The organism is Ruegeria sp. ANG-R (genome assembly GCF_000813985.1).
Lineage (GTDB): Bacteria > Pseudomonadota > Alphaproteobacteria > Rhodobacterales > Rhodobacteraceae > Ruegeria.
Window position 1 is genome coordinate 1,066,813 of sequence record NZ_JWLJ01000001.1, and the last position, 22,192, is coordinate 1,089,004.

The following is a 22,192-nucleotide window of genomic DNA, read 5'->3' on the forward strand; positions in this document are numbered from 1 at the left end:
CCCCTTTGACGTCAATTCGCCCGCAGGTGCGACCTGTGGAGGCCACGACGTTTCGACAGGATGGTGCGGTGCACACTTGGAACGGCGGAACAACCAATGTCACTAGCTACTATAGTGAGTCTTTTTTGGATCACTATGGTCATGTGACCGCTGATGGTACTGCGCGAGCAACTCTTGCGGGTCATTTGAAAGCCCTCGGCGATTGGCTTGGCATCACAGACAAGAAACTAGGCCTTCCACCTCCAGTTTCAAAGCGCAAGGCTCCTCCCAAACCCAGTCCAGACGGAAACACCGACTCTGGCGGCGGTGGTTGGGGTAGTGGTAAGGCGGACGCGGAGGCTAGAACCGACCGGGATCGTGCGGGTGGTTTGCGCGGTGAAGATCGCCCTTTGATCCTCGACCTTGACGGCACCGGCGTAGAGCTCACTGAGCTTCAGAACTCGACGGTTTTTGTGGACTCATCTGGTGATGGTCTGTTGAACCGGACGGCGTGGGCTGCGGCTGGAAATGGGGTTCTGTTTTATGACGCGGATGGGGATGGGGCGATCTCCGAGAAGCGGGAATATGTGTTCACGGAATGGGACCCGACGGCGACGAGCGACATTGAAGCGCTGCGGGCGGTGTTTGACAGCAATGGCGATGGGGTCTTTGACGCCAATGATGACGCCTGGGGTGACTTCAAGGTTCTGGTGACCAACGCGGATGGCTCGCTGGAGGCGAAGACGCTCGCGGAACTGGGGATCACCTCGATCGATCTGACGGCGGATGCGACCAATATCGAACTGCCCGATGGCTCGGTGATCACGGGCAAGACGACCTTTACATATGCGGATGGTTCCACCGGCACGGTGGCCGATACAACGCTGGTCTCCGAGACCGCCAGCTATCGCATTGAAGAAAGCGAAGTCATCGACTCGGAGGGGGTGCGCACGCACATTCAGACCGGGTATGGCGCCGATGGCGCCATTTCTTTTGTCATTACGTCTGTGACCACGGCGGACGGGGCCTCAATCACCAACAGCTATGACAGCAATGGTGACGGGGTGGTGGACCAGTTGCAGACCATTGTGACGGTTGCCAACCCCGATGGTAGCGAAAGCGAGACGGTCACCAATGTGCTGGGTGCAGATCTGGCCACAGGCATTCTGCTGAGCGAAACCAGGACCACCACCAGCGCTGATGGCAATACGGTGACCATCGAACGGGATTCCACCGGGGGTGGCTGGTACGATCAGACCGAGGTGCGCACGACCCATGGTGATGACAGCATGACCATCGTGACCACGGATCGCGATCCGAACGGAGGGGTGATCCGCAGTTCGACCGAGACGGTCTCGGCCGACGGGCTGACACGTGCGGACGCGATTGACGAAGATGGTGACGGGCTGGTGGATCTGACCATCACCCATACCATCGTGATCAACGCCGACGGCAGCCGGTCGGAAACTATTGAGCACTTCAATCAGGATGGCTCATTGCGCAGTTCAGTGACCGAGAGTGTCTCGGCCGATGGCCAGACCAAGACCATTGCCCGCGATCTGGATGGCGATGGGGATGTGGATGTTCAGGAAGAGCTGGACATCACGGTCAATGCTGACGGCACCACAGACTCCACGCTGACGGTGAAGAACGGTAATGGCAGTGTGCGCAGCTCCACGACGCACAGCCAGTCGGACGATGCGTTGACCAAAACATCCGCCGTGGATCAGGATGGCGATGGTGATGTCGACCTGACCACGGTTGAGGCCACGGTGATCCACGCGGATGGCAGCCGCGAGACCGACACGACGCAGACAAACACGGATGGCTCGGTACGTGCCAAGACAAAACTCACGCTGGGCAGCGATCAGGTCAGTTCCGAGACCTGGATCGACCACAATCAGGATGGCATGTTCCAGGCCACAGATCTGAGTCGCAGTGTCACGGTGGATGCTGTGACCGGCGAGCGCACCACCACCAGTTGGACCCGCAATGCGGATGGCTCGTTCAGCGCGCACTCGGTCTCGACGTCAAGCGAAGACGGGCTTGTGGTGACCACACATGTCGATGCGGATGGTGACGGTGATACGGACCTGTCTGTCTCGGATGTGACGATTGAGAACGCAGACGGCAGCTCGACCCGGACAGTGACGGAAACCGCCCAGAATGGTGCGCTCAAAAGCGAACAGGTGGTGACCACCAGCGCGGATGGTCTGACGGTGACCACCCTGTCGGATGTTGATGGGGATGGTGTTGCAGATGGCAAGTCCGTCTCGGCGCAAGTCTCCAATGCGGATGGCAGTACGCTGCACACCACAACCAGCTATGCAGGGGATGAGACCACGCTGCTGGGCGAGACCACGGTCTCGCAGAGCGCGGATCGTCGCCTGACGATCACCACCAGCGATGCCGATGGCGATGGCGCGACGGACATGACCTTGCGCTCAGAGAAACATGCGAATGGTAGCATGACCGAGCTGGAGACCCGGTTTAGCGCCGATGGGACCACGCTTTCCACCCGGCAGAGCGATGTCAGCGCGGATGGGCTGACCGTTACGGTGGCAAATGACCTTGATGGTGATGGGGACGCCGACACGACATCGGTTCAGGCCACGGTTCTGAATGCCGATGGGGGTCGTACGACGACGAACACGGTGCGCAATGGCGACAATAGTCTGCGCAGCCAGATGGTGACGACTGTCAGCGATGACGGGCTGGTGACCACCACAAGTGAGGACACGGATGGTGACGGTGTTTCCGAGCGCGATGCGACCTCGACAACTGTGCTGAACGCGGATGGGTCCAGAACAACAAGTGACGATGTACACTCCAGAGATGGCAGCCTGCTGTCGCGCTCGGAAACCATTGTCAGCGATGACGAGCTGACGGTTGAGACGCGCGCCGACACGGATGGGGATCAGAGCGCGGATATCGTCACCACTAGTGTGACGACCCTCAACGATGATGGCAGCACCACTGTCACGACAGAGGTCACGGACGTCACCGGTGCCAGCGATGTTCTGCGCTCGCAGGTGATTACCACCACCAGCGACAATGGCCGCGATGTTCTGGAGACCACAGATATCGACGGTGACGGTGATGTAGATATGCGCGTGCATCGGGTGGTCGGCGACGATGGCCATGTCACGGTCACTGAGAGTGAGCTGAACAGCGACGGAACCCTGCAAAGCCAGATGGTCTCCGAGACCAGTGACACCGGGCTTGAAAGCACTACGCAGTACGATGCGGATGGAAATGGCACCTATGAGCGCAGCATGGACAGCGCAACCGTCCTCAATGCGGATGGCTCAACAACGCAGACCGTGGAAGAAAAAGCTGAAGATGGAACGGTCTATCGCCGTACTGTCACCGAGATCTCCCGCGATGGCTGGGCCACCACCACGCGGGAAGACCGGGACAATGATGGCGATGATGATCTGACCACCACACAGGTCTATGACCTGAGCGCGGCAGGCGTCGAGACCACAACCATCACCCGCACCGCTGCCGATGGCTCGACGCTCAGCAGCGATACTACTACAGTCAGCGCTGACAAGCGCAGCACAACGCGTTCAGTGGATGTCGATGGCAATGGCGTCGATGACGGCGTGACCACAATCACCATCGCCGATGACGGAACAACCACCAGCACCACGCAGTACTTCTCAGAAGGCGGCGGTCTGGAGGCGACAGCCAGTACGACCGAAAGCGGTGATGGCCTGACAACCACATCCCGAACAGACCGAAATGGCGATGGTACGGATGAGCTGGTTATAACGACCACAACCGTGCTGGACGCAGACGGCAGCCGGACCCGGACAACCCAGCATTCCGACGGCAGCGGTGTACTTCAGGCCAGAATCGTAACAACCACCAGTGACGACGGCCTCTCGACCAGTCAGAGCGCGGATCTCGACGGGGATGGCACCAACGAGTTCGTCACCTCTGCCACCACTACATTTGAGACCGATGGCGATGTGGTCCAGACCGCCACGACCACGAATGGCGCAGGCAGCACGCTTGCCAGCGTCACCACGACAACTTCCGGAAACGGGCTGAACACCTCGGTACAGGTGGATGCGAACGGGGATGGTGCAAGTGATCTGACCCGCACCCGCACTCTTGACGCCAACGGGGCGTGGGCTCAGACCGAACAGCAGTTCGGCTCTGGCGCCTCTTTGGTGCATGATGTCACTACAGTCCAAAGCGCAGATGGGCGGACCCACACAAAGCAGACCGATGAAGACGGAGACGGGAACGTTGATCGGGACTTTGTTGTTCAGATCGATCTGAACCGCACCACAACCTCAACCTGGCGCGATCTCGCAGATGACGGGGCGGTCAACGGCATTGTGATTGGAACAGAGGTCTCCAATGGCTCTGAGGTCGAATACACCTTCAATCTGGATGGGGATGGATCTGCAGAGTTCGCGCGCAACTCGGACATAAGCTTTGACGCTGCGGGCAATCGCATCACTGGGATCGAAGAGCGGCACGGGGATCGTCTGTCCTTCACAAACACGATCACAGATTCAGCGGATGGTCTGTTACAGACGGTACAGACCGATATCGATGGCGACGGCACGGCGGATGCCACCAGCCAGACAACCACGACCTTGCATGATGACGGACGTCAGACGGTGCGGATTGATGCCACCTATGCGAATGGCGAGACCAAATCCACCCTGGTGCGGGACATCAGTGCAGATGGACGCAGGGTCGATGAAACCCGTGACTATGATGGTGACGGCAATATCGACCTGGACACTACAACCGTCACGGGTGCGGGCGGGCGCGTCACGACGACGGAACAGTCTTATGATGCAGAAGGTGATTTAGACAACACGCGGACGACATCAGTGTCTGCGGATGGTTTGCTCACTACGATCACAACGGATGAGATCAGCTTTACCATCACACGCTCGCCGATTGGCAATGGCAGCTATGAAACCAGCTTCTTGGACGATGATATCTCCTTCACCAGCTCACATCACGTGGATGGGTCCGGAATTGAAACCTGGAGTATGGAACGCACCGAAGGGGGAATCTCGGAAAGCTTTGATGCACGGCTGGACGCTTCGTCCAAAGCGCGCGTGATTGCAGAAGCAGAACGGCTCTATGACACACTGCTGGATCGCGATCTCGACACGCATGAATATGAGACGCTGATTGCGCATGTTCAGAATGGCGAGTTGGATATCGCAAGCCTGGCTGATGACCTCATTGCATCTGATGAGTTCAAGGCGCGCTTCCCGGGGCTGACCAATGGGGCCTTCATTGATCAGATATACTCCAATGCGCTTGGCCGCGGTGCCAGCCTGGCTGAGTTCGACGCTGGGCTGACGGCGCTGAGCGCAGGGAATACCTCGCAAGCGCAGTTTGCTGCGCAACTGTCCGAAAGCTCGGAACATCTCGTGGTTGGCAATGGCCATATGTCGACCAACAATTTCAACGTCCTTCTTAGCCCGGCGCAAGCGGAACGCTCCACGGATCGCGCGTACATCAAATCAACCGCCACGCGCATCATCGATATCTTGTACAACAAGACCCTGCTGGATGCGGCGCTAACACTGGCAGCCGCACAGGTCATCGACGGCACACAGTCATTACTACAATTTGCAACCAACTTGGTTGAGGAAACCGCCATACCGGACCCGGATTCCGATCTTGAGCTTGTCGACCTCTCAGATGAGCAGTTCGTATCCCACGTATTGTTCAATGCATTCGAGCAGGACTCGCCACAAGCTGATTTGGAAAAATGGGTGGGACATTTATCCGGCGGCCGCATGACGCGAGGAGAATTTGTGGCCTTAGTCGCCCGATCTCCAGAATATCTCGCCTTTGGCACGGCGAACCAACAATCCAGCAACTTCGTACAAATCACAAACGCAGATAATCCCGATCTCATCGTTGGTGCACAGGATATCGATGGCGTTTTCGGCGATGATCGCAACAATGTTATAGATGCGTCGGCTTCTGCCTTGCAGAACCAGCTTTCAGGTGGATTGGGAGATGACACGATCTCCGGCGGAAGCAACGCGGACCTGCTGATTGGCAATGGCGGGGCGGATAGCATCCAGGGCAATGGCGGCGATGACGTTCTCTTCATTGATGCCGAGGATATCAGTTCCGGAAGCGTTCAAGGCGGCTCTGGCTACGACATTGCAAAAATTATGGGTTCGGATGACACCACATTGGTTCTGCAGGATCACGGCCTGGAAAGCGCCTATGGAGGCGATGGTAATGATGTAATCTCAGCGGAAGGACTTAGCTCCGACACTACGATTTATGGAGGTGTTGGCAATGACACCCTCACCGGTAGCGATGAGAATGACAGGCTTTATGGTGAGACGGGTAACGATCAGCTCAACGGAGGCGAGGGCCATGATCTCCTGATTGGAGGCACAGGAAACGACATTCTCATTGGAGATGAGGAGACATCATCAGGGGCCGGTTTCTTTACTAGCGTTGGGCTGGATTTCATTGGTGATCACAACTCGATCTTTAATTCCGCAGAAGCTCTGAGTTCAGACGTCGACGGCGATGGACAAACCGATGTTGTGTTCAGCTACTTTAGACAAGGGTCGGGCCCTGACGGGGTATGGTACAGATCACATCTTTCAGAAGGTGACGGCCAATATATCTCGACTAGCCACCATACTGGTGATGGAGCAAACATATTCAGAGACTCAGCGCCACAGGTTGGAGATTTTAATGGCGACGGCTTGGATGACATCCTCTTTGCGTGGAACTACAACAACAAACTGCAATTGCGCACAAAGTTCTCGGATGGGGATGGATCTTACAGCGGCGCCACTTATACAACCACATACAGCTCGAGCGTCTTCAGGCACACAGATCCGTTGATTGGCGACTTCAACGGGGACGGTCGGGATGATGTCGCTGTTATTCGAGAAGCCACAAACGGAAAAATCAATTTTGGCATTCTGGCGTCGAATGGCGATGGCACCTATGGTTCCCGAGTTACTTTGACCCCGTATAACAATGCCCTAGTAAAGTATACCGCACCACTAATAGGCGACTTCAATGGAGACGGTCGCGATGACATTACCTTTCAATGGTACAGCTCCACGCACCGAAAGATATTCATTCGCAATTACACCAGCAATGAGGATGGCAGCTTTTCACTGAAAGGCTCAGCATTCGGAGACGGCACGGTTATCTACTCCCGTGGCGATCCTCATGTGGGTGATTTCAATGGGGATGGGCGCGACGACTTTGCCTATATCTTTTATCAATCTGGGACGACGATGGCACGTGTACGTTTCGGGCAGGAAGACGGAACGTTCACGAGCATCAACTACAACTTAAGAGACGCCAGACCCCTTTTAAACACGCTGAGACCGGATGTGGGCGACTACACCGGGGATGGGAATGCGGATATCTCGTTTGTCTTCAGGGATACCGACGGTGAGATCAAGCATCTGGTCTATTACTATGAGGAAAACGCATTTAGAAGAGCGCCTATACAGAGTAATGGGTACGGCGCAGTTGACAATTCGCTCGCCTCTGCATTGATCGGTGACTTTGATGGTAACGGACAGCAGGATTATGCTTATGCTTTCGATGGTGAGCAGTATGGTTTGTCCGACGGTCTCCATATTCAGACGGCCTTCTCGTTCAACGGCGGTGGGTATGACGTCCTGGTTGGTGGTGAAGGGGACGATGAACTCAGAGGTGGTGCGGGAAATGATAGACTCGAGGGTGGGGTTGGTAGCGATATCCTTGAGGGCGGGTTCAACAGCGATGTGTTTGTGTTCAACACGTTGAAAGACAGCACATCATCTGAACATGATACAATTTTGGATTTTGAAACCGGGGTGGATCATATCAACCTCGCTGGCCTGGAACTTGAAGGCTTTGGAGACCTCGAAATCACAACCGAGGGCGAAGAGACCGTAGTGTCACTTACAGACAAGGACTTCGAGATACGACTGATCGGGACTGATTTTGACTTGAGTGAAGGAGATTTCTATTTTGCGTAGGATGGTGCGCTGACATTAGATGCAATAAACTAGGATTCTGGATTTACCTTCTTTAGAGGGCTCTCAACTCCAACGTTGGCCAGATTTACTACCAAAGGCATCAAGCACTGCGAAATTTGGATATCTCCGCGCTTGATGCCTTTGGCCTCTCGTGCTCAAGTGCCAAATCCCAATAAGAATGGGCGGCAGTTCTACCGGGATGCATGCGGCAATCCTCTGGGAATACGCAGCCCAAGAACTGTCCAAGACTAAACACTGGGACGCGCCTTTACGGAGTAGCTGCTTGTGGCTCTACAGGGCTTTGCATGTTCCCGGCTCTGACGGCTACGGCGACCTGTTGGACGTGTTGGAGATAGAAGGCCTTGTTGAACTCAAGGCCGCCAACCCATCCGTTATCAAAAGACAATACAAGATAGCCAAGGGCGAGTGGGATTATGCCAACCCCAAACGAAAACGGATGAGCGAAGCCCCTTCCAAACCAAAGCCATCGCCCGCGCCCCTAGTGCCTAGGCAACTGTTGGCGCATTGGCAGATTATCGACGGCAAGTCGCATGAGGCAAACCTATGTCTGCCGATTATCTAGAACGGCTTGAAGACGGTATTCGTGCCGCTGACAATAATGGTGATCTGGGAATAGTGGTCTAACTGCTCGATCTTCCTTTAGACCAGTAAAAAGCAGGTTAGACTTGTTGGTCCCCCGATCGGGGCCACCAAAAACAGGACTGACAATATTCGGCCTTATATAGAAGGTTAGCCGCCGTTAATATATTACTTTAGTAAGCGGCTGACCTTGGCAGGCTTAGGGGCGGTCTCAGGGAAGCTACCAAGGGCTTACATGTTGGCAGGGGATAACCCCAATGCCATAGTAGCTTCTCTGAATACCCCTCAGAGCCGCTGAGAGACTCACTGAGAGTCGGTAGGCCGGTCTCCCTAGGCGGGATAGCACTCAAGCAATTCGGCCCCTGAGGACTCTCCTGAGTCAATTCTGAACCAATGTCACTGAGGAACCATCAAAGGTTGTTCAAATCAGGCGTGTCCAACATTCACCCTTTTGCCATTACGTTTTCAAGCATGGCGAGCATTTCTTGGTTTATCTGGTCTTCAGACTTCACAGTCCTGTTCCTTCTGGTTTGAGTTTTAACTTTGGTTTTTATCAGATGCCTGTTCAGCTACTCTGGGGATCAATGCAGGCATTTCTTTCCCAGAAGCTGCCTCCGTTCGTAATGTCCTAAGCATGGCCTCATGCAGAACAGACAGATGATGACCCAAGCCATACTCTTCCCCAACACCGCCCATTTTCCATCCACCAATTCGGTACGCTATATCAGGTGGGCAATATGAGTTCCTAAGTCGGTCCCTCATGGAATGCCTCAAGCTATGGATACTTTGTTTAGGCCCCCGAAGTTTCTGGTTCGTCACCCACTTGTTCAGGCTATTTGAAGTTGTTTTGGGGTCATAGCTCCCGTCTCTAACCACCTTAGGGAACAGATATTCACTGTCTGATGAAGCTTCATAAGCCCGTTTAACTGCCCAAAGTGAAACTCCTACCAACGGCACAGTACGCATTGAATTGGTGTTCTTAATTCGGCGCAAGCTGCTGAAATTGATGTGGATGTATGGCACGTCTCCACCAAGGAAAACTTCGTCCCGGTGAAGTCCGGCCACTTCGGACAGACGCGCTCCAGTATTACTGAGGGCGGCAATCATCCAGCGGAATTCATCATCAACTTCCATACACCGCTGCTGAATAGCCCATAATTCCTCAAGCGAAAAAGGAAGCTTCTTGGGTTCGAAATCATCGTCATCCGTTTCAGGGATTGTGATCATTGACAACGGGTTCTTCATATCAATTTCTAGGTCGTTAATGGCTGTGGAAAAAATGGGCCTGACCTGAGCGAGATAGCGTTTGATTGTTGCGGGCTTAACTGTCTCATGCAGTTCTTCAACGAAAGCGTTACCGTGTTCCTTGCGGTACTGGTTTATTGGCAAATCCCCGTTGGTCTCCATGAACTTAGCGACTGCCATGTCGAATTGTTTATCGCCTTTCTTTTTTGGTTAAAATACAAATGCTTACCCTTAACGTCTGAGAAGTAAGGCACACCTAAATCCTGAAGTTCAGCAGGGTCAGCATGGAATAGTTCTGCGGCTTTTCTTAAGTCAGGCCGAAGCCGTTCTGGAACAATCCCGTGACGCGATTGTCCGTCTTGGTCACGAGACTCTTGCAGAAGTTCATCGACAAATGCGTCTGGTTCAAGGTCGTGCTTTGCGTATTCGGCAGCCTGCCCCGGCTTCAGATCGTATTTCCGAAGAATAGCCATCCCCTGTTCACGTAACGCTATCTCATCATGGTCACTGGACCTTAAAAGTGTTCAGCCTTATGGTTGTCTGCTGAGCCTTCCTAGCGGCCTCTGCTGGGTCTTTGGTTTTTAGAGACTCCATGCAGTATGGTTTTCCGCCATAATACGACTGAACATCTGCTGGGATTCTGCGGCGATAGAAGGCGGTGCCGTTGCGCCATTGCACATGTTGAATCGTCATTCTTATACAGCCAAATCTGAACCAGTTCTTCGACATGTGTCACCTAATGTGTCACCAATCGGAGCGCAATAACCAAGTAAGGTATTGTTAGTACATACTTTTTTTGGACTGTATGGCGCACCTGAGAGGATTCGAACCTCTGGCCTCTGCCTTCGGAGGGCAGCGCTCTATCCAGCTGAGCTACAGGTGCCTTGGCCGTTAGCTACCCTCGTTCCAAGCAGGGTGCAACTGCAAATACGTCCAGATCATGAAAACAGATCGTGGGCGAGTTCCAACGCATCGATCAGAGTGTCGATTTCTTCTGTCGTGTTGTAGAGCCCAAAGCTGGCGCGGCAGGTGGCGGTGACACCAAGATGATCCATCAGTGGCCCTGCACAATGGTGACCTGCGCGTACCGCTACGCCTTTCTTGTCCAGAATGGTTGAAACATCATGGGCATGTCCTGCCCCGTCCAGCGTAAAACTGAAGATCGCTGCCTTGTCCGGTGTGGTGCCTTGAACCTGAAGCCAGTTCAATCCGTTCAGACGTTGCATGGCATAGTTACGTAGCCCGGCCTCATGAGCCGCGATATTCTCCATGCCCAGATCCATCATGTAGTCCAGTGCTACGCCCATCCCGATGGTCTGCACGATGCCGGGGGTGCCGGCCTCGAATTTCATTGGCGGATCGTTGTAGATCACCTGATCCTTTGAGACCTCTTTGATCATGTCACCGCCGCCAATAAAGGGGCGCATCTCGGCCATACGTTCCGATTTTATGAAGATCGCCCCAGAACCAGATGGTCCGTATAACTTGTGGCCTGTGATGGCATAGAAGTCACAGCCGATATCCTGAACGTTCACCGGCATGTGGACCGCCCCCTGGCTTCCATCCACGAGAACCGGAACACCTTTGGCATGGGCGCCTTGGGTGATCGCTTTGACGTCTACCACAGTGCCCAGCACGTTCGAACAATGGGTAACGGCCACGAGTTTTGTCTTCGGGCCAATGGCGTCTATCACAGCCTGAGGATCTAGATGACCGGTCGCATCCACATCAACCCATTTCAAAATCACACCCTGCCGTTCGCGTAGAAAGTGCCAAGGTACAATGTTGGCATGATGCTCCATCACGCTGAGGATAATTTCATCCCCCGCTTGCAAATGCGGCATAGCCCAGCCGTAGGCGACCAGATTGATCCCCTCTGTCGTGCCTGAATTCAGGACAATTTCGTTCTCATTCGGCACGCCCAGAAACCGCGCAACGGTACCACGAACAGCCTCGTATTTCTCGGTCGCGAGGTTCGACAGGTAATGAAGCCCACGATGTACATTCGAATATTCATGCGCATAGGCCTGCGTGACGGCATTGATCACCGCCTGCGGCTTCTGAGCAGATGCCCCGTTATCCAGATAGGTCAACGGTTTACCGTTCACCTGTCGCGACAGAATGGGAAAGTCAGCACGGATTTTTTGAACGTCATACATTCGCAGGAATTCCCAGCATCGGCCCGCCAAAAAGAGTCAGCAGGACACTAATTATGACGGCGATGGCCAGCGCCGACAGGACAAGCACACCCAGTGCTTTCAATGGAGAACCAAAACGATGAGCCTGATCGAGGAAATGTACAGTGATGTAGAGACCCAGCAGAAACGCTCCGAAAGCGAGAATCGCCACTAACACCGGCGCCACCATCAGCAACACCACAGTGAGGGCCTGAGCCAGAACCCTCAGGAACTGCAACCATACCATTACGGTCATGATGTCATTGAAACTTCCCGTGCCGCCCATCCTTCGGCCAACCTGATAAAAGGCCGCAATACTGATAACCAGCCCGCCACCGACGATGGCCACGTATACGACCAACGAGTCGGTCAGTTCCTGCAGATCGGAGTCGGGGAAAGAAAACAAGGTGTTCGATAACACATGCAGAATGGCATTCAGCACAACAGCAAGCGCCAGCGCAATCCAAAGCGCTTCCCGACTAAGCTTCAAGGCCAACAGTTGGCGCGCGGCCTCGGACGGGTTTGACACAGTCAGAGCGACCATATTCATCAGTGTTGCGGAGCTCATTCAGACGCCCTTTGCGTTTGTCTCAGCCCCGAGAACCAGAACCAAACAAAAATCGCAACCCACAATAGACCGATCAGTGACTGCGCAGGCCCGGGGCCAATGAAGCCAGCGACGAGTCCGTTCAACAGCACCAGGGGTGCTGAGGCCAGCAAAGCCCAGAACAGGGCCAGCCGCGCGCCATAACTCGTGCCTTTTCCGCCAAAAGTCCGAGCGACTAGATGAGACACCCAGGCGAGACCGTAGAAGAGCATCGGCAGAATGAAGACAGAGCCCAATAGGGCTCCGCCCATCAGCATGTTTAAATCCGTCCCCTCAAGATGTGCGCGGCGCGCGAGGCTTGGGAGTTGCGCAATGAAGCCCACGACGCAGAAGGCCATCACAAACGCCAATGCGCGATCTTCACGAGGGCCCATATCCAGCAGGCGGCGTACAACGCGCCCCGGTCCGCGATACGTGGCCACGATATCTGTGGTGACAGGCATCAGCGGCGGCGTGCCAGCCAATCTTGCAGTCGTGAAACAATCACCTCGGCCAATGCTTCATCCTCGATCTCCTCGACCGCTTCGGCAAGGAAGGCCAATGTCAGCATATCCGTTGCTTCGCGCGTCGGGACCCCGCGCGAGCGCAGATAGAACAGCGCAGTCTCGTCAATCGCGCCCGATGTCGAGCCGTGCGAACAGGCCACGTCATCGGCATAGATCTCAAGCTCGGGTTTAGCGAGGAACTGGCTGTCATCATCCAGCAGCAGCGACTGACTGATCTGGTATCCATCTGTTTTCTGCGCGCCTTCCTTGACAAGGATTTTTCCCTGGAAAACGCCAGTCGCCCCGTTGCGCAGCACCTTCTTGAACACCTGACGGCTTTCACAATTCACCGCATCGTGGGTCACGAAAACGGTGTCGTCGTGATGGAATTCCCCATCGCCGACACACGCGCCTGCAACATGGGCCACAGCATCATCACCGGTGAGTTCAACCACCTGTTCGTTGCGTGTCAGAACACCGTTTACTGTGAGGGTGAACGATTTATAGACCGACTCTTGCCCCATCCGGGTGAACATATGTGTGGCGGCACGGCGCTGGTGATCACGGCCCTGCGCACGCACATGATGCAGCGTACCACCATCGGCTATATCGATCTCCATGCACTTGTTGAAGCGCGACGCGGCGGGGCCGTTTTCAAGGATCGTTACTTCGGCACCGCTTTCCACACGAACCACGTGGTGTAGGATCGCGTCCGACGTCTCCGAGGCATGACGGTAGATTAGGCTTATCGGCTTCGACGGCTTGCCGGTGACATGTATTGCCACGCCATCCGATGCAAAGGCAGTGTTCAGTGCAGCCAAGGGGTGCTGAACAGGGCTCTGCCCGTTCGCTTCAAGGACGCCGTATAACTCTTTGGCCCAATGGATATCTTTGCAGCAGATGTCTTCCAGTCGGTCGATTGTTACACCTTCAAGCGACAGTTCGTCGGACTCTTCCGGGCTAAAGACGCCATCGACGAAGACAACCTTCAACCGGTCGAATTCGTGGAACATTGTCGGTTCATCAGTAACGAACAACGCAGCAGGCGGAGCATCTGGTGAAACCAAAGTATCGGGGCGGGTGTATTTCCAATACTCATCGCGCCGGCTCGGCAGGCCCATCTGACGCAAACGTTCAAGCGCGGCCTCGCGCGCCTTTCGCGTACAGCCCGCATCCGGCATCGTCAGCGAAGCCAGCCGTTCCTCGGTCACCGTTTGTTTTGCTTGGGGCAACGCCATCAGTTCACCTCGGCCAGAATATCGGCATAACCGTTATGTTCCACTTCCAAGGCCAGTTCGGGACCACCCGATTTCACGATGCGCCCTTCGGCCATGATATGAACCACATCTGGCTTGATGTGATCCAACAGGCGCTGATAGTGCGTGATCACAAGAAATCCACGCCCTTCATCGCGCAGCGCGTTCACGCCCTCAGCGACCAGTTTCATTGCATCCACATCAAGGCCCGAATCGGTCTCGTCCAGGATGCACATTTTCGGTTCCAGCATCGCCATCTGCAGGATTTCGTTGCGCTTTTTCTCGCCGCCCGAAAAGCCCACATTGACCGGACGCTTCAGCATTTCTGCATCGATCTTCAGCGCCTTGGCCTTGGCGCGCACTTCTTTCAGGAAGTCCGTCGCCGACAGTTCACCCTGCCCGCGCGCCTTGCGCTGTGCGTTCACCGCAGTGCGCAGAAAGATCATGTTGCCCACGCCGGGAATTTCCACGGGGTACTGGAACGCCAGAAATACACCTGCGGCGGCGCGTTCTTCGGGCTCCATCTCAAGCAGGTCTTCACCGTCGAGCGTTGCGGTACCCTCAGTCACGTCATAGCCGTCACGGCCCGACAACACGTAGCTGAGCGTCGATTTACCCGAACCATTCGGCCCCATGATCGCATGTACTTTTCCCGCGTCGACCGTGAGATCGACACCTTTGAGGATTTGCTTGTCTTCTTCTTCAAGTTTGACGTGCAGGTTTTTGATTTCCAGCATTTTTTGTCCTTTTGCGTATCGCAAGGGGAACGTTGAATCCCCGATAAGTTCCTATCCCAGTGCTTTGCGGATCACACGAGCGATGATCCAGCCAAGCAGCGCGCCTGCGCCCACCGCCCAAACCGGGTTGATGAAGTCCATATACTTGGTGTTGACGTAAGCAACGCCCAACAAACCGCCAAGCACCGGCAGCGCGTAACCAAGCACTGTCAGCACATCATCCTTCCGGATGCGCTGATGATGGGGTTTGGGTGTCATCAGCCGACCGATCCCTCAAGGCTGATCGCCACCAGTTGCTGCGCCTCCATGGCGAACTCCATTGGCAGGGCCTGCAGCACGTCCTTACAGAATCCGTTGACAACCAGCGCCACGGCTTCTTCCTCGTCCATGCCACGTTGGCGGCAGTAGAACAGTTGATCGTCATCCACTTTGGATGTGGTTGCCTCATGTTCCACCCGGGACGAGTTATTGCGAACCTCGATGTAAGGCACCGTATGCGCCCCACATTTGTCGCCGATCAGCAAGCTGTCACACTGGGTGTAGTTTCGGCTTTCCTTGGCCTTGGGGTGCATCGACACAAGGCCCCGATACGTGTTCTGCGCCTTTCCAGCGCTGATCCCTTTCGAGACGATCCGCGACTTAGTGTTCTTGCCCAGATGAACCATCTTGGTGCCGGTGTCCGCCTGCTGATAGTTGTTGGCGATGGCGATAGAATAGAATTCACCCTGACTATCGTCGCCACGCAGAATGCAGGACGGGTATTTCCAGGTCACGGCCGAGCCGGTCTCGACCTGCGTCCACATCACCTTGGACCGATCCCCCCGACAATCGGCGCGTTTGGTCACGAAGTTATAGATGCCGCCTTTGCCGTTCTCATCCCCGGGGAACCAGTTCTGAACGGTTGAGTATTTCACCTCGGCATCTTCTTCGATGATGATCTCCACGACGGCGGCGTGCAGCTGGGCCGTGTCACGCTGCGGTGCGGTACAGCCTTCAAGATAAGACACGTACGACCCCTTATCCGCAATGATCAGGGTGCGTTCGAATTGACCAGTGTTCTCAGCATTGATGCGGAAATAGGTGCTCAGTTCCATCGGGCAGCGGACGCCGGGCGGCACGTAAACGAACGAACCATCCGAAAACACCGCTGAGTTCAGAGTCGCGTAAAAGTTATCCGAGGCCGGGACGACGGTTCCCAGATATTTCTTTACCAGCTCGGGATGCTCTCTGATGGCTTCGGAAATGGAGCAGAAAATCACCCCCGCTTTCTTCAGCTCTTCCTGGAACGTTGTGCCAACCGAAACCGAGTCGAACACAGCATCAACTGCAACCTTGCGCCCCTCGGCGGGCGTGTCTTCGGCGCCCTCCACTCCGGCCAGAATCATCTGCTCTTTCAATGGGATACCCAGCTTTTCGTATGTTGCCAAAAGCTTGGGGTCGACCTCATCCAAAGATTTGGGCTTCTCCTCCATCGATTTCGGACGCGCATAGTAATATTGGTCCTGAAAATCGATCTCGGGATAGCTGACCATCGCCCATTTGGGCTCTTCCATCTTGGTCCAGCGCTCGAACGCAGCCAGGCGCCATTCGGTCATCCATTCAGGCTCGTCATTCTTGCCCGAAATCAGACGAACGATGTCCGGATTCACGCCCTTGGGCGCGTATTCCATCTCGATATCGGTTTCCCAGCCGTATTTATAGGTCCCGACCTCGCGTACCGCATCCACGGTCTCCTGATCGACACCTTCTTTTACTTGGGTCTGGTCCAAAGCGGCCATCTGGCAACCTCCGTCAGATCACGCGGCACGCGCGTGATGCTTTTTCTCTTTTTCAAGCCACGTTTCCGCGAAACGCAGCACATCGTCTTCCATTGTCTCAGGGCCCAGCGAAACGCGGATTGCGCTGGCCGCCGTCTGCTCATCAAACCCCATGGCTGTCAACACGGCACTGGCGCGCACCTTGCCGCTGGAACAGGCCGAGCCCGCGCTGATCGCAAATCCCGACAGATCCATCTGCATGACCTGGGTCTCTCCCTTCCAGCCCGGTGTGGCAAAGCACAGCGTGTTAGGGAGTCGCTCCTGATCTTTCCCGACAAAAATAGTAGCTTTCGAACCAGCCTCAAGAGCGTTTTCTAGAATATTTCTAAGTTCCCTGACTTTTTCCCAAACGCCATTGGCCAAGTCGGCAGATGCTGCCTGAGCTGCAGCCCCGAACCCAGCGATTCCAATAACATTTTCAGTGCCTGACCGGCGTCCCATTTCTTGTCCGCCACCTTTAATCAGCGCCGCCAGATCGGTGCCGCGCTTCATCACCAGCGCGCCGACCCCTTTGGGACCGCCAAGCTTGTGGGCCGAGATCAATGCCATTTCCGCACCCAGCCAATTGAAAGCCACCGGTAACTTTCCAAACGCCTGAGTCGCATCGGTGACCGCCAGACCCGAAGGAAGGGCCTGAACGATTCCAGTTTCCGAGTTGGCCAGTTGCAGGACCGATTGAGAGGCAGCCGAAACCGCGACCCGCCCATCCCGCGACACCGGCAAAACCTCTTGAGTCCAGGCTCTTACCGCATCATGTTCAATCGCGGCGCCCTGCAGATTGCGCCCCGCCATGGCCAGTGCGGCCGCCTCGGTCGCGCCAGAGGTGAACACGATATCAGCCCCATCCGCGCCGAATGCCGATGCGATCTGTCCTCTGGCCCTTTCGACCACCGTCTTCGCCGCGCGCCCCTCGGCATGAACCGACGACGGGTTGCCGACCAGATCCATCGCCGCAATCATGGCTGTACGGGCCTCGGGCCTCAGAGCGGCCGTCGCGTTATGATCGAGATAAACCCGTTTCATAGATGTATCTTTTCCAGCGTGGGTTTTCGCGTAAAAATAAAGCGCTTCATTGGCTCAGTCGTCCACGACCGCAAACAAATTCGGAACGGCCGGACACGGTGCCAGATCATTCCTGATGACGTCAGACAACCGTGTCTGATGCAGGAACACATACACATTCGCGCTGAGGCTTTCCCACAACCGATTGGTCAGCGATTGCGCCCGGCTGCCCGAAGACGCGCCCGAGGCACCTGCCCCTTTGTGCATCGCATCTACCGTCTCGTCGACAGCTGCCAGTATCTCAACCACGCGGATATCGGACGCGGCGCGTGCGAGGCGATATCCCCCACCCGGCCCCCGGACCGAACTCACCAGATCAGCACGGCGCAGCTTGACAAAGAGCTGCTCCAGATACGGCAGCGAGATATCCTGACGCTCTGAAATTTCACCCAGAGTGACCAGCTTATCGGAGGATTGCAGCGCGATATCCGCAAGGGCAACCATCGCATACCGGCCTTTGGTCGACAGCTTCATTTCATTTCCTCTAGGCAAGAACCGCGCGAAAACATTGACGCCGCCGCAGGCAATGCGTATCTCCCTCTGGCAGCGCTATATGCGACATAAATGTAGTTAGAACCGTTCTAAGGTACCTGATGATTACCGTCAAGATAGTCTCAGTGCCGACGCGTCAAAAAACAGGACTAAAGCACACATGCCCGAGGTGATTTTTCCCGGACCCGAAGGCCGCCTGGAAGGCCGCTACCACCCGCAAAAGGAAAAAGACGCACCGATCGCCATCGTGCTTCACCCGCATCCACAGTTTGGCGGGACCATGAACAACAAGGTGGTCTACAACCTGCATTACGCCTTTTACAATATGGGCTTTACCGTTCTGCGCTTTAACTTTCGCGGTGTCGGGCGCAGCCAGGGTGAATATGATCAGGGCGTAGGAGAACTGAGCGACGCAGCATCGGCGCTGGACTATCTGCAGTCGATGAACAACAACTCAAAGCATTGCTGGGTTGCGGGGTTCTCGTTCGGCGCCTGGATTGGGATGCAGCTTCTTATGCGTCGCCCAGAGATCACCGGCTTTATCAGTGTCTCACCTCCTGCGAACATGTATGACTTTTCGTTCCTCGCGCCCTGCCCGTCTTCTGGTCTGATTATCAACGGGTCGGCCGACCGCGTTGCGCCGCCCGCAGACACCACCTCGCTGGTCAGCAAACTGCACGAGCAAAAAGGGATCACCATCACTCATAATGAAGTGGAGGGGGCCGATCACTTTTTCCAGGACCGCCATATGGACACGTTGATGACCGATGTGACGGATTACGTGAAACGTCGCCTGACCGAGAATACGCGCTGATGTCTGACACCATCACCACCCTCGCCGCCCGGCTGGCCGAGGACACGATGAAGGTCATGGATGAGACTGGCGAAGACCGGTTTTTTGTTGAGGTTGGTGAGGTCCTCGGCGCGGCCTCACAATCACTGGAAGAAGCGTTTCTGACCGAGATTCGCGTCCGGATGGCTGAGCGCAAAGCAAGGCAGTTCGTTGTCAAAAAGCTCTCTGACCATCGCTCAAAGCTTAAAGCGATCGAAAAACAGCAGTGAATATCCAGCGACTGGCGTCAAAAAAGAAAAGGAGCCCGAAAGCTCCTTTTCACAAAAATCGTTCGGTGGGCGCTTAAACTGGAATACCTGATAACCGCTCAACATTCTGGGCTGCATCAATGTCGACGGACCCCCCGTCTGCAAGCCACCCCAGCGCCGCAATCAATACCGAAACGATAATGACAGATTTTGCAAAAGTAGTCATTTTATCAAACTCGTTAAAAACACACTAAAAACAGCTATGCTCCTAACACAATTACCAAAACTTGAATAGTCGGGTTTACCTGACCTTTGGTAAAGATAAGCCTGCCGCCACCCTCGCCTGAATTCGCTTGCCCCGCCGATGGCAAGTATGCTCAATCTTCCGCGACAATTCGGAAAGACGACACTCGTGCCCAAAACCTATCTGATCCTGCTGCTGGCAGTCATAGCTGAAACCATCGGCACCACGGCATTGCAGGCCAGCCATCAATTCACGCGCTTCTGGCCATCGGTGTTGGTTGTCATTGGTTATGGATTTGCCTTTTACCTCATGGCGCTGACGCTGAAGGTCATGCCGGTTGGTATTGTCTATGCGATCTGGTCGGGCATGGGGATCTTCCTGATCGCACTGATTGGCTTTCTGGTTTTTGGCCAAAAACTCGATTGGCCGGCGATTCTGGGCCTGGCCATGATTATGGGCGGCATCCTGATCATCCACCTGTTTTCGGCAACAGCAGGCCACTGACCGCCGGTTAGGGCTGGTATATTTTGTCGCGCCGCGTTATGCGCCGGGCCAACTTCCCGTTCAAAGGCTGACCTCTCATGGACCTGCGCAATATCGCAATCATCGCTCACGTGGACCACGGCAAGACGACCCTGGTGGATGAGCTGCTCAAACAATCCGGCGCATTCCGGGAAAATCAGGCCGTGGCAGAGCGTGCCATGGACAGCAACGATCTGGAACGCGAGCGCGGAATCACCATCCTCGCCAAGGCGACCTCGGTCGAATGGAAAGGCACGCGGATCAACATCGTCGACACCCCCGGCCACGCCGATTTCGGCGGCGAGGTCGAGCGTATTCTCAGCATGGTGGATGGGGTTGTCCTGCTGGTGGATGCCGCCGAAGGCCCGATGCCGCAGACCAAGTTCGTGACCTCGAAGGCGTTGGCGCTGGGGCTGCGCCCGATTGTGGTGTTGAACAAAGTCGACAAACCGGACGCGGAACCCGACCGCGCGCTGGATGAGTGCTTTGATCTGTTCGCCAACCTTGGGGCTGACGATGATCAGCTGGATTTCCCTGCCATGTACGCCTCGGGCCGGTCCGGCTGGGCCGATATGGAACTGGATGGTCCGCGTCAGGATCTGACTGCCCTGTTCGATCTGATCGTCGACCATGTCCCGGCACCAAAACAGGCCGAGCGCAAGGACGAACCCTTCCGGATGCTGGCGACGACACTGGGTAGCGACCCATTTATCGGTCGCATCCTGACCGGTCGCGTGGAAAGCGGTACGTTGAAGGCGGGCGACAGCCTCAAGGCGCTGAGTCGCGATGGTACCCTGATCGAGAATTTCCGCGCCTCGAAAATCCTGGCCTTCCGCGGCCTTGCGCAACAGCCGATCGACGTGGCCGAGGCCGGCGATATCGTTACGATTGCTGGTATGAGCAAGGCGACGGTGGCTGATTCACTTGTGTCCCCTCAGGTGGACGAAGCGCTGCCCGCGCAGCCTATCGACCCGCCCACCATCACCGTGACCTTCGGCATCAACGATTCACCGCTGGCCGGTCGTGACGGCAAAAAGGTGCAATCGCGTGTCATCCGTGACCGCCTGATGAAAGAGGCCGAATCGAACGTCGCCATCCGCATCACCGACACCCCCGGCGGCGAGGCTTTCGAGGTCGCGGGTCGTGGCGAATTGCAGATGGGCGTTCTGATCGAGAATATGCGCCGCGAAGGATTCGAGCTCAGCATCTCGCGCCCGCAAGTTTTGTTCCGTGAAGAAGAAGGGCAACGCCTCGAGCCTATCGAAGAAGTCACAATCGACGTCGATGATGAATACTCGGGCGCCGTCATCGAAAAGATCACCGGTGCACGCAAAGGCGAACTGGCCGAGATGCGCCCGGCCGGCGCAGGCAAGACCCGGATCATCGCTCATGTGCCATCGCGCGGTTTGATCGGATATCACGGCGAGTTCCTGACCGACACTCGTGGTACTGGCGTTCTAAACCGCGTTTTCCACGGCTGGGCCTCCCACAAAGGGCAAATTCCCGGCCGGCGCGCGGGCGTTCTGATCTCGATGGAGAATGGTCAAGCGGTTGCCTATGCACTTTGGAATCTGGAAGAGCGGGGTCGCATGTTCGTCGGACCGCAAACAGATGTCTATCAGGGCATGGTGATCGGCGAGCATTCCCGGGACAATGATCTGGAAGTAAACCCGCTCAAAGGTAAGAAGCTGACCAACGTACGCGCCAGCGGCTCAGACGATGCGGTTCGGCTCACTCCTCATGTTCAGTTCTCGCTGGAAGAGGCGATAGCATACATCGATGACGACGAACTGGTCGAGGTCACACCAAACGCAATCCGCCTTCGCAAACGCTACCTGGATCCGCACGAGCGTAAACGGATGTCCAAGGCATCCTGACCGGACCTGTGAACTTGTTCACGTGATGGAAACAATGCCACATTT

16 protein-coding genes and 1 tRNA gene are annotated in these 22,192 nt (G+C 55.6%); 6 read left to right on the forward strand and 11 right to left on the reverse strand.

Going from position 1 to position 22,192, the window contains the following annotated elements; genetic code table 11:
• Window positions 1-389 precede the first annotated feature (389 nt).
• Together RA27_RS05345 and RA27_RS05350 are read left to right on the forward strand one after the other, a co-directional pair.
• Window positions 390-7,985: an FG-GAP-like repeat-containing protein gene (locus tag RA27_RS05345; RefSeq protein ID WP_241484006.1), complete on the forward strand. Its 7,596-nt coding sequence runs from the start codon at window positions 390-392 to the stop codon at window positions 7,983-7,985.
• A 283-nt stretch (window positions 7,986-8,268) separates the two neighbouring features.
• Window positions 8,269-8,568 carry a hypothetical protein gene (locus RA27_RS05350; protein WP_152610645.1) on the forward strand — a complete coding sequence of 100 codons (300 nt, stop codon included), beginning with the start codon at window positions 8,269-8,271 and terminating at the stop codon, window positions 8,566-8,568.
• 554 nt (window positions 8,569-9,122) lie between these two features.
• Here RA27_RS05350 and RA27_RS05355 read toward each other — a convergent pair.
• From RA27_RS05355 to RA27_RS05405, 11 genes are all read right to left on the reverse strand, one after another.
• On the reverse strand, window positions 9,123-10,010 hold the full coding sequence (locus RA27_RS05355) for a tyrosine-type recombinase/integrase (protein WP_052265179.1): 888 nt from the start codon (window positions 10,008-10,010) through the stop codon (window positions 9,123-9,125).
• Between the two features lie 626 nt (window positions 10,011-10,636).
• Window positions 10,637-10,713: transfer RNA gene (locus RA27_RS05360), tRNA-Arg, on the reverse strand.
• Window positions 10,714-10,768: 55 nt separating this feature from the next.
• Window positions 10,769-11,989: a cysteine desulfurase gene (locus RA27_RS05365; RefSeq protein ID WP_039535611.1), complete on the reverse strand. Its 1,221-nt coding sequence runs from the start codon at window positions 11,987-11,989 to the stop codon at window positions 10,769-10,771.
• The gene (locus RA27_RS05370) at window positions 11,982-12,575 is read right to left on the reverse strand and encodes a Yip1 family protein (RefSeq protein ID WP_039535612.1); all 594 of its coding nucleotides are present in this window, start codon (window positions 12,573-12,575) and stop codon (window positions 11,982-11,984) included. Before RA27_RS05370 ends, RA27_RS05365 begins: the two co-directional genes overlap by 8 nt.
• The gene (locus RA27_RS05375) at window positions 12,572-13,057 is read right to left on the reverse strand and encodes a YIP1 family protein (protein ID WP_039535614.1); all 486 of its coding nucleotides are present in this window, start codon (window positions 13,055-13,057) and stop codon (window positions 12,572-12,574) included. Before RA27_RS05375 ends, RA27_RS05370 begins: the two co-directional genes overlap by 4 nt.
• Entirely contained in the window at window positions 13,057-14,337 is a 1,281-nt protein-coding gene (gene sufD / locus RA27_RS05380) for a Fe-S cluster assembly protein SufD (RefSeq protein ID WP_039535616.1), read from the reverse strand. The genes RA27_RS05375 and sufD overlap by 1 nt, the downstream gene beginning before the upstream one ends.
• Window positions 14,337-15,092, reverse strand: a complete 756-nt coding sequence (gene sufC / locus RA27_RS05385; RefSeq protein ID WP_039535618.1) for a Fe-S cluster assembly ATPase SufC — start codon at window positions 15,090-15,092, stop codon at window positions 14,337-14,339. Before sufC ends, sufD begins: the two co-directional genes overlap by 1 nt.
• Window positions 15,093-15,143: 51 nt before the next feature.
• Window positions 15,144-15,350 (reverse strand): hypothetical protein, encoded by a 207-nt coding sequence (locus RA27_RS05390; RefSeq protein ID WP_039535621.1) that lies wholly within the window; start codon window positions 15,348-15,350, stop codon window positions 15,144-15,146.
• Window positions 15,350-16,870, reverse strand: coding sequence for a Fe-S cluster assembly protein SufB (gene sufB, locus RA27_RS05395; protein ID WP_039535623.1), 1,521 nt, complete (start codon window positions 16,868-16,870; stop codon window positions 15,350-15,352). Before sufB ends, RA27_RS05390 begins: the two co-directional genes overlap by 1 nt.
• Before the next feature lie 18 nt (window positions 16,871-16,888).
• Window positions 16,889-17,932 (reverse strand): aminotransferase class V-fold PLP-dependent enzyme, encoded by a 1,044-nt coding sequence (locus RA27_RS05400; RefSeq protein WP_039535624.1) that lies wholly within the window; start codon window positions 17,930-17,932, stop codon window positions 16,889-16,891.
• A gap of 54 nt (window positions 17,933-17,986) precedes the next feature.
• Window positions 17,987-18,445: an Rrf2 family transcriptional regulator gene (locus RA27_RS05405; protein ID WP_039535625.1), complete on the reverse strand. Its 459-nt coding sequence runs from the start codon at window positions 18,443-18,445 to the stop codon at window positions 17,987-17,989.
• 178 nt (window positions 18,446-18,623) lie between these two features.
• Here RA27_RS05405 and RA27_RS05410 point away from each other — a divergent pair, with 178 nt between their 5' ends.
• The 4 genes from RA27_RS05410 (at window position 18,624) to typA (ending at window position 22,147) form a co-directional block, all read left to right on the forward strand.
• On the forward strand, window positions 18,624-19,277 hold the full coding sequence (locus RA27_RS05410) for an alpha/beta hydrolase (protein WP_039535626.1): 654 nt from the start codon (window positions 18,624-18,626) through the stop codon (window positions 19,275-19,277).
• Complete coding sequence (locus RA27_RS05415; RefSeq protein ID WP_039535629.1) at window positions 19,277-19,525, forward strand: hypothetical protein; 249 nt, start codon at window positions 19,277-19,279, stop codon at window positions 19,523-19,525. Before RA27_RS05410 ends, RA27_RS05415 begins: the two co-directional genes overlap by 1 nt.
• A 391-nt stretch (window positions 19,526-19,916) precedes the next feature.
• Entirely contained in the window at window positions 19,917-20,252 is a 336-nt protein-coding gene (locus RA27_RS05420) for an SMR family transporter (protein ID WP_039535631.1), read from the forward strand.
• A 77-nt stretch (window positions 20,253-20,329) separates the two neighbouring features.
• On the forward strand, window positions 20,330-22,147 hold the full coding sequence (gene typA, locus RA27_RS05425; protein ID WP_039535633.1) for a translational GTPase TypA: 1,818 nt from the start codon (window positions 20,330-20,332) through the stop codon (window positions 22,145-22,147).
• Window positions 22,148-22,192: the final 45 nt, after the last annotated feature.

Bases quoted from the DNA above. Each gene is read 5' to 3' on its own strand.
- RA27_RS05355 (WP_052265179.1), bottom strand. From the start codon at position 10,010: ATGGCAGTCGCTAAGTTCATGGAGACCAACGGGGATTTGCCAATAAAC.
- sufD (WP_039535616.1), bottom strand. From the start codon at position 14,337: ATGGCGTTGCCCCAAGCAAAACAAACGGTGACCGAGGAACGGCTGGCT.
- RA27_RS05390 (WP_039535621.1), bottom strand. From the start codon at position 15,350: ATGACACCCAAACCCCATCATCAGCGCATCCGGAAGGATGATGTGCTG.
- sufC (WP_039535618.1), bottom strand. From the start codon at position 15,092: ATGCTGGAAATCAAAAACCTGCACGTCAAACTTGAAGAAGAAGACAAG.
- RA27_RS05405 (WP_039535625.1), bottom strand. From the start codon at position 18,445: ATGAAGCTGTCGACCAAAGGCCGGTATGCGATGGTTGCCCTTGCGGAT.
- sufB (WP_039535623.1), bottom strand. From the start codon at position 16,870: ATGGCCGCTTTGGACCAGACCCAAGTAAAAGAAGGTGTCGATCAGGAG.
- RA27_RS05365 (WP_039535611.1), bottom strand. From the start codon at position 11,989: ATGTATGACGTTCAAAAAATCCGTGCTGACTTTCCCATTCTGTCGCGA.
- RA27_RS05410 (WP_039535626.1), top strand. From the start codon at position 18,624: ATGCCCGAGGTGATTTTTCCCGGACCCGAAGGCCGCCTGGAAGGCCGC.
- RA27_RS05370 (WP_039535612.1), bottom strand. From the start codon at position 12,575: ATGAGCTCCGCAACACTGATGAATATGGTCGCTCTGACTGTGTCAAAC.
- RA27_RS05400 (WP_039535624.1), bottom strand. From the start codon at position 17,932: ATGAAACGGGTTTATCTCGATCATAACGCGACGGCCGCTCTGAGGCCC.
- typA (WP_039535633.1), top strand. From the start codon at position 20,330: ATGGACCTGCGCAATATCGCAATCATCGCTCACGTGGACCACGGCAAG.
- RA27_RS05415 (WP_039535629.1), top strand. From the start codon at position 19,277: ATGTCTGACACCATCACCACCCTCGCCGCCCGGCTGGCCGAGGACACG.
- RA27_RS05375 (WP_039535614.1), bottom strand. From the start codon at position 13,057: ATGCCTGTCACCACAGATATCGTGGCCACGTATCGCGGACCGGGGCGC.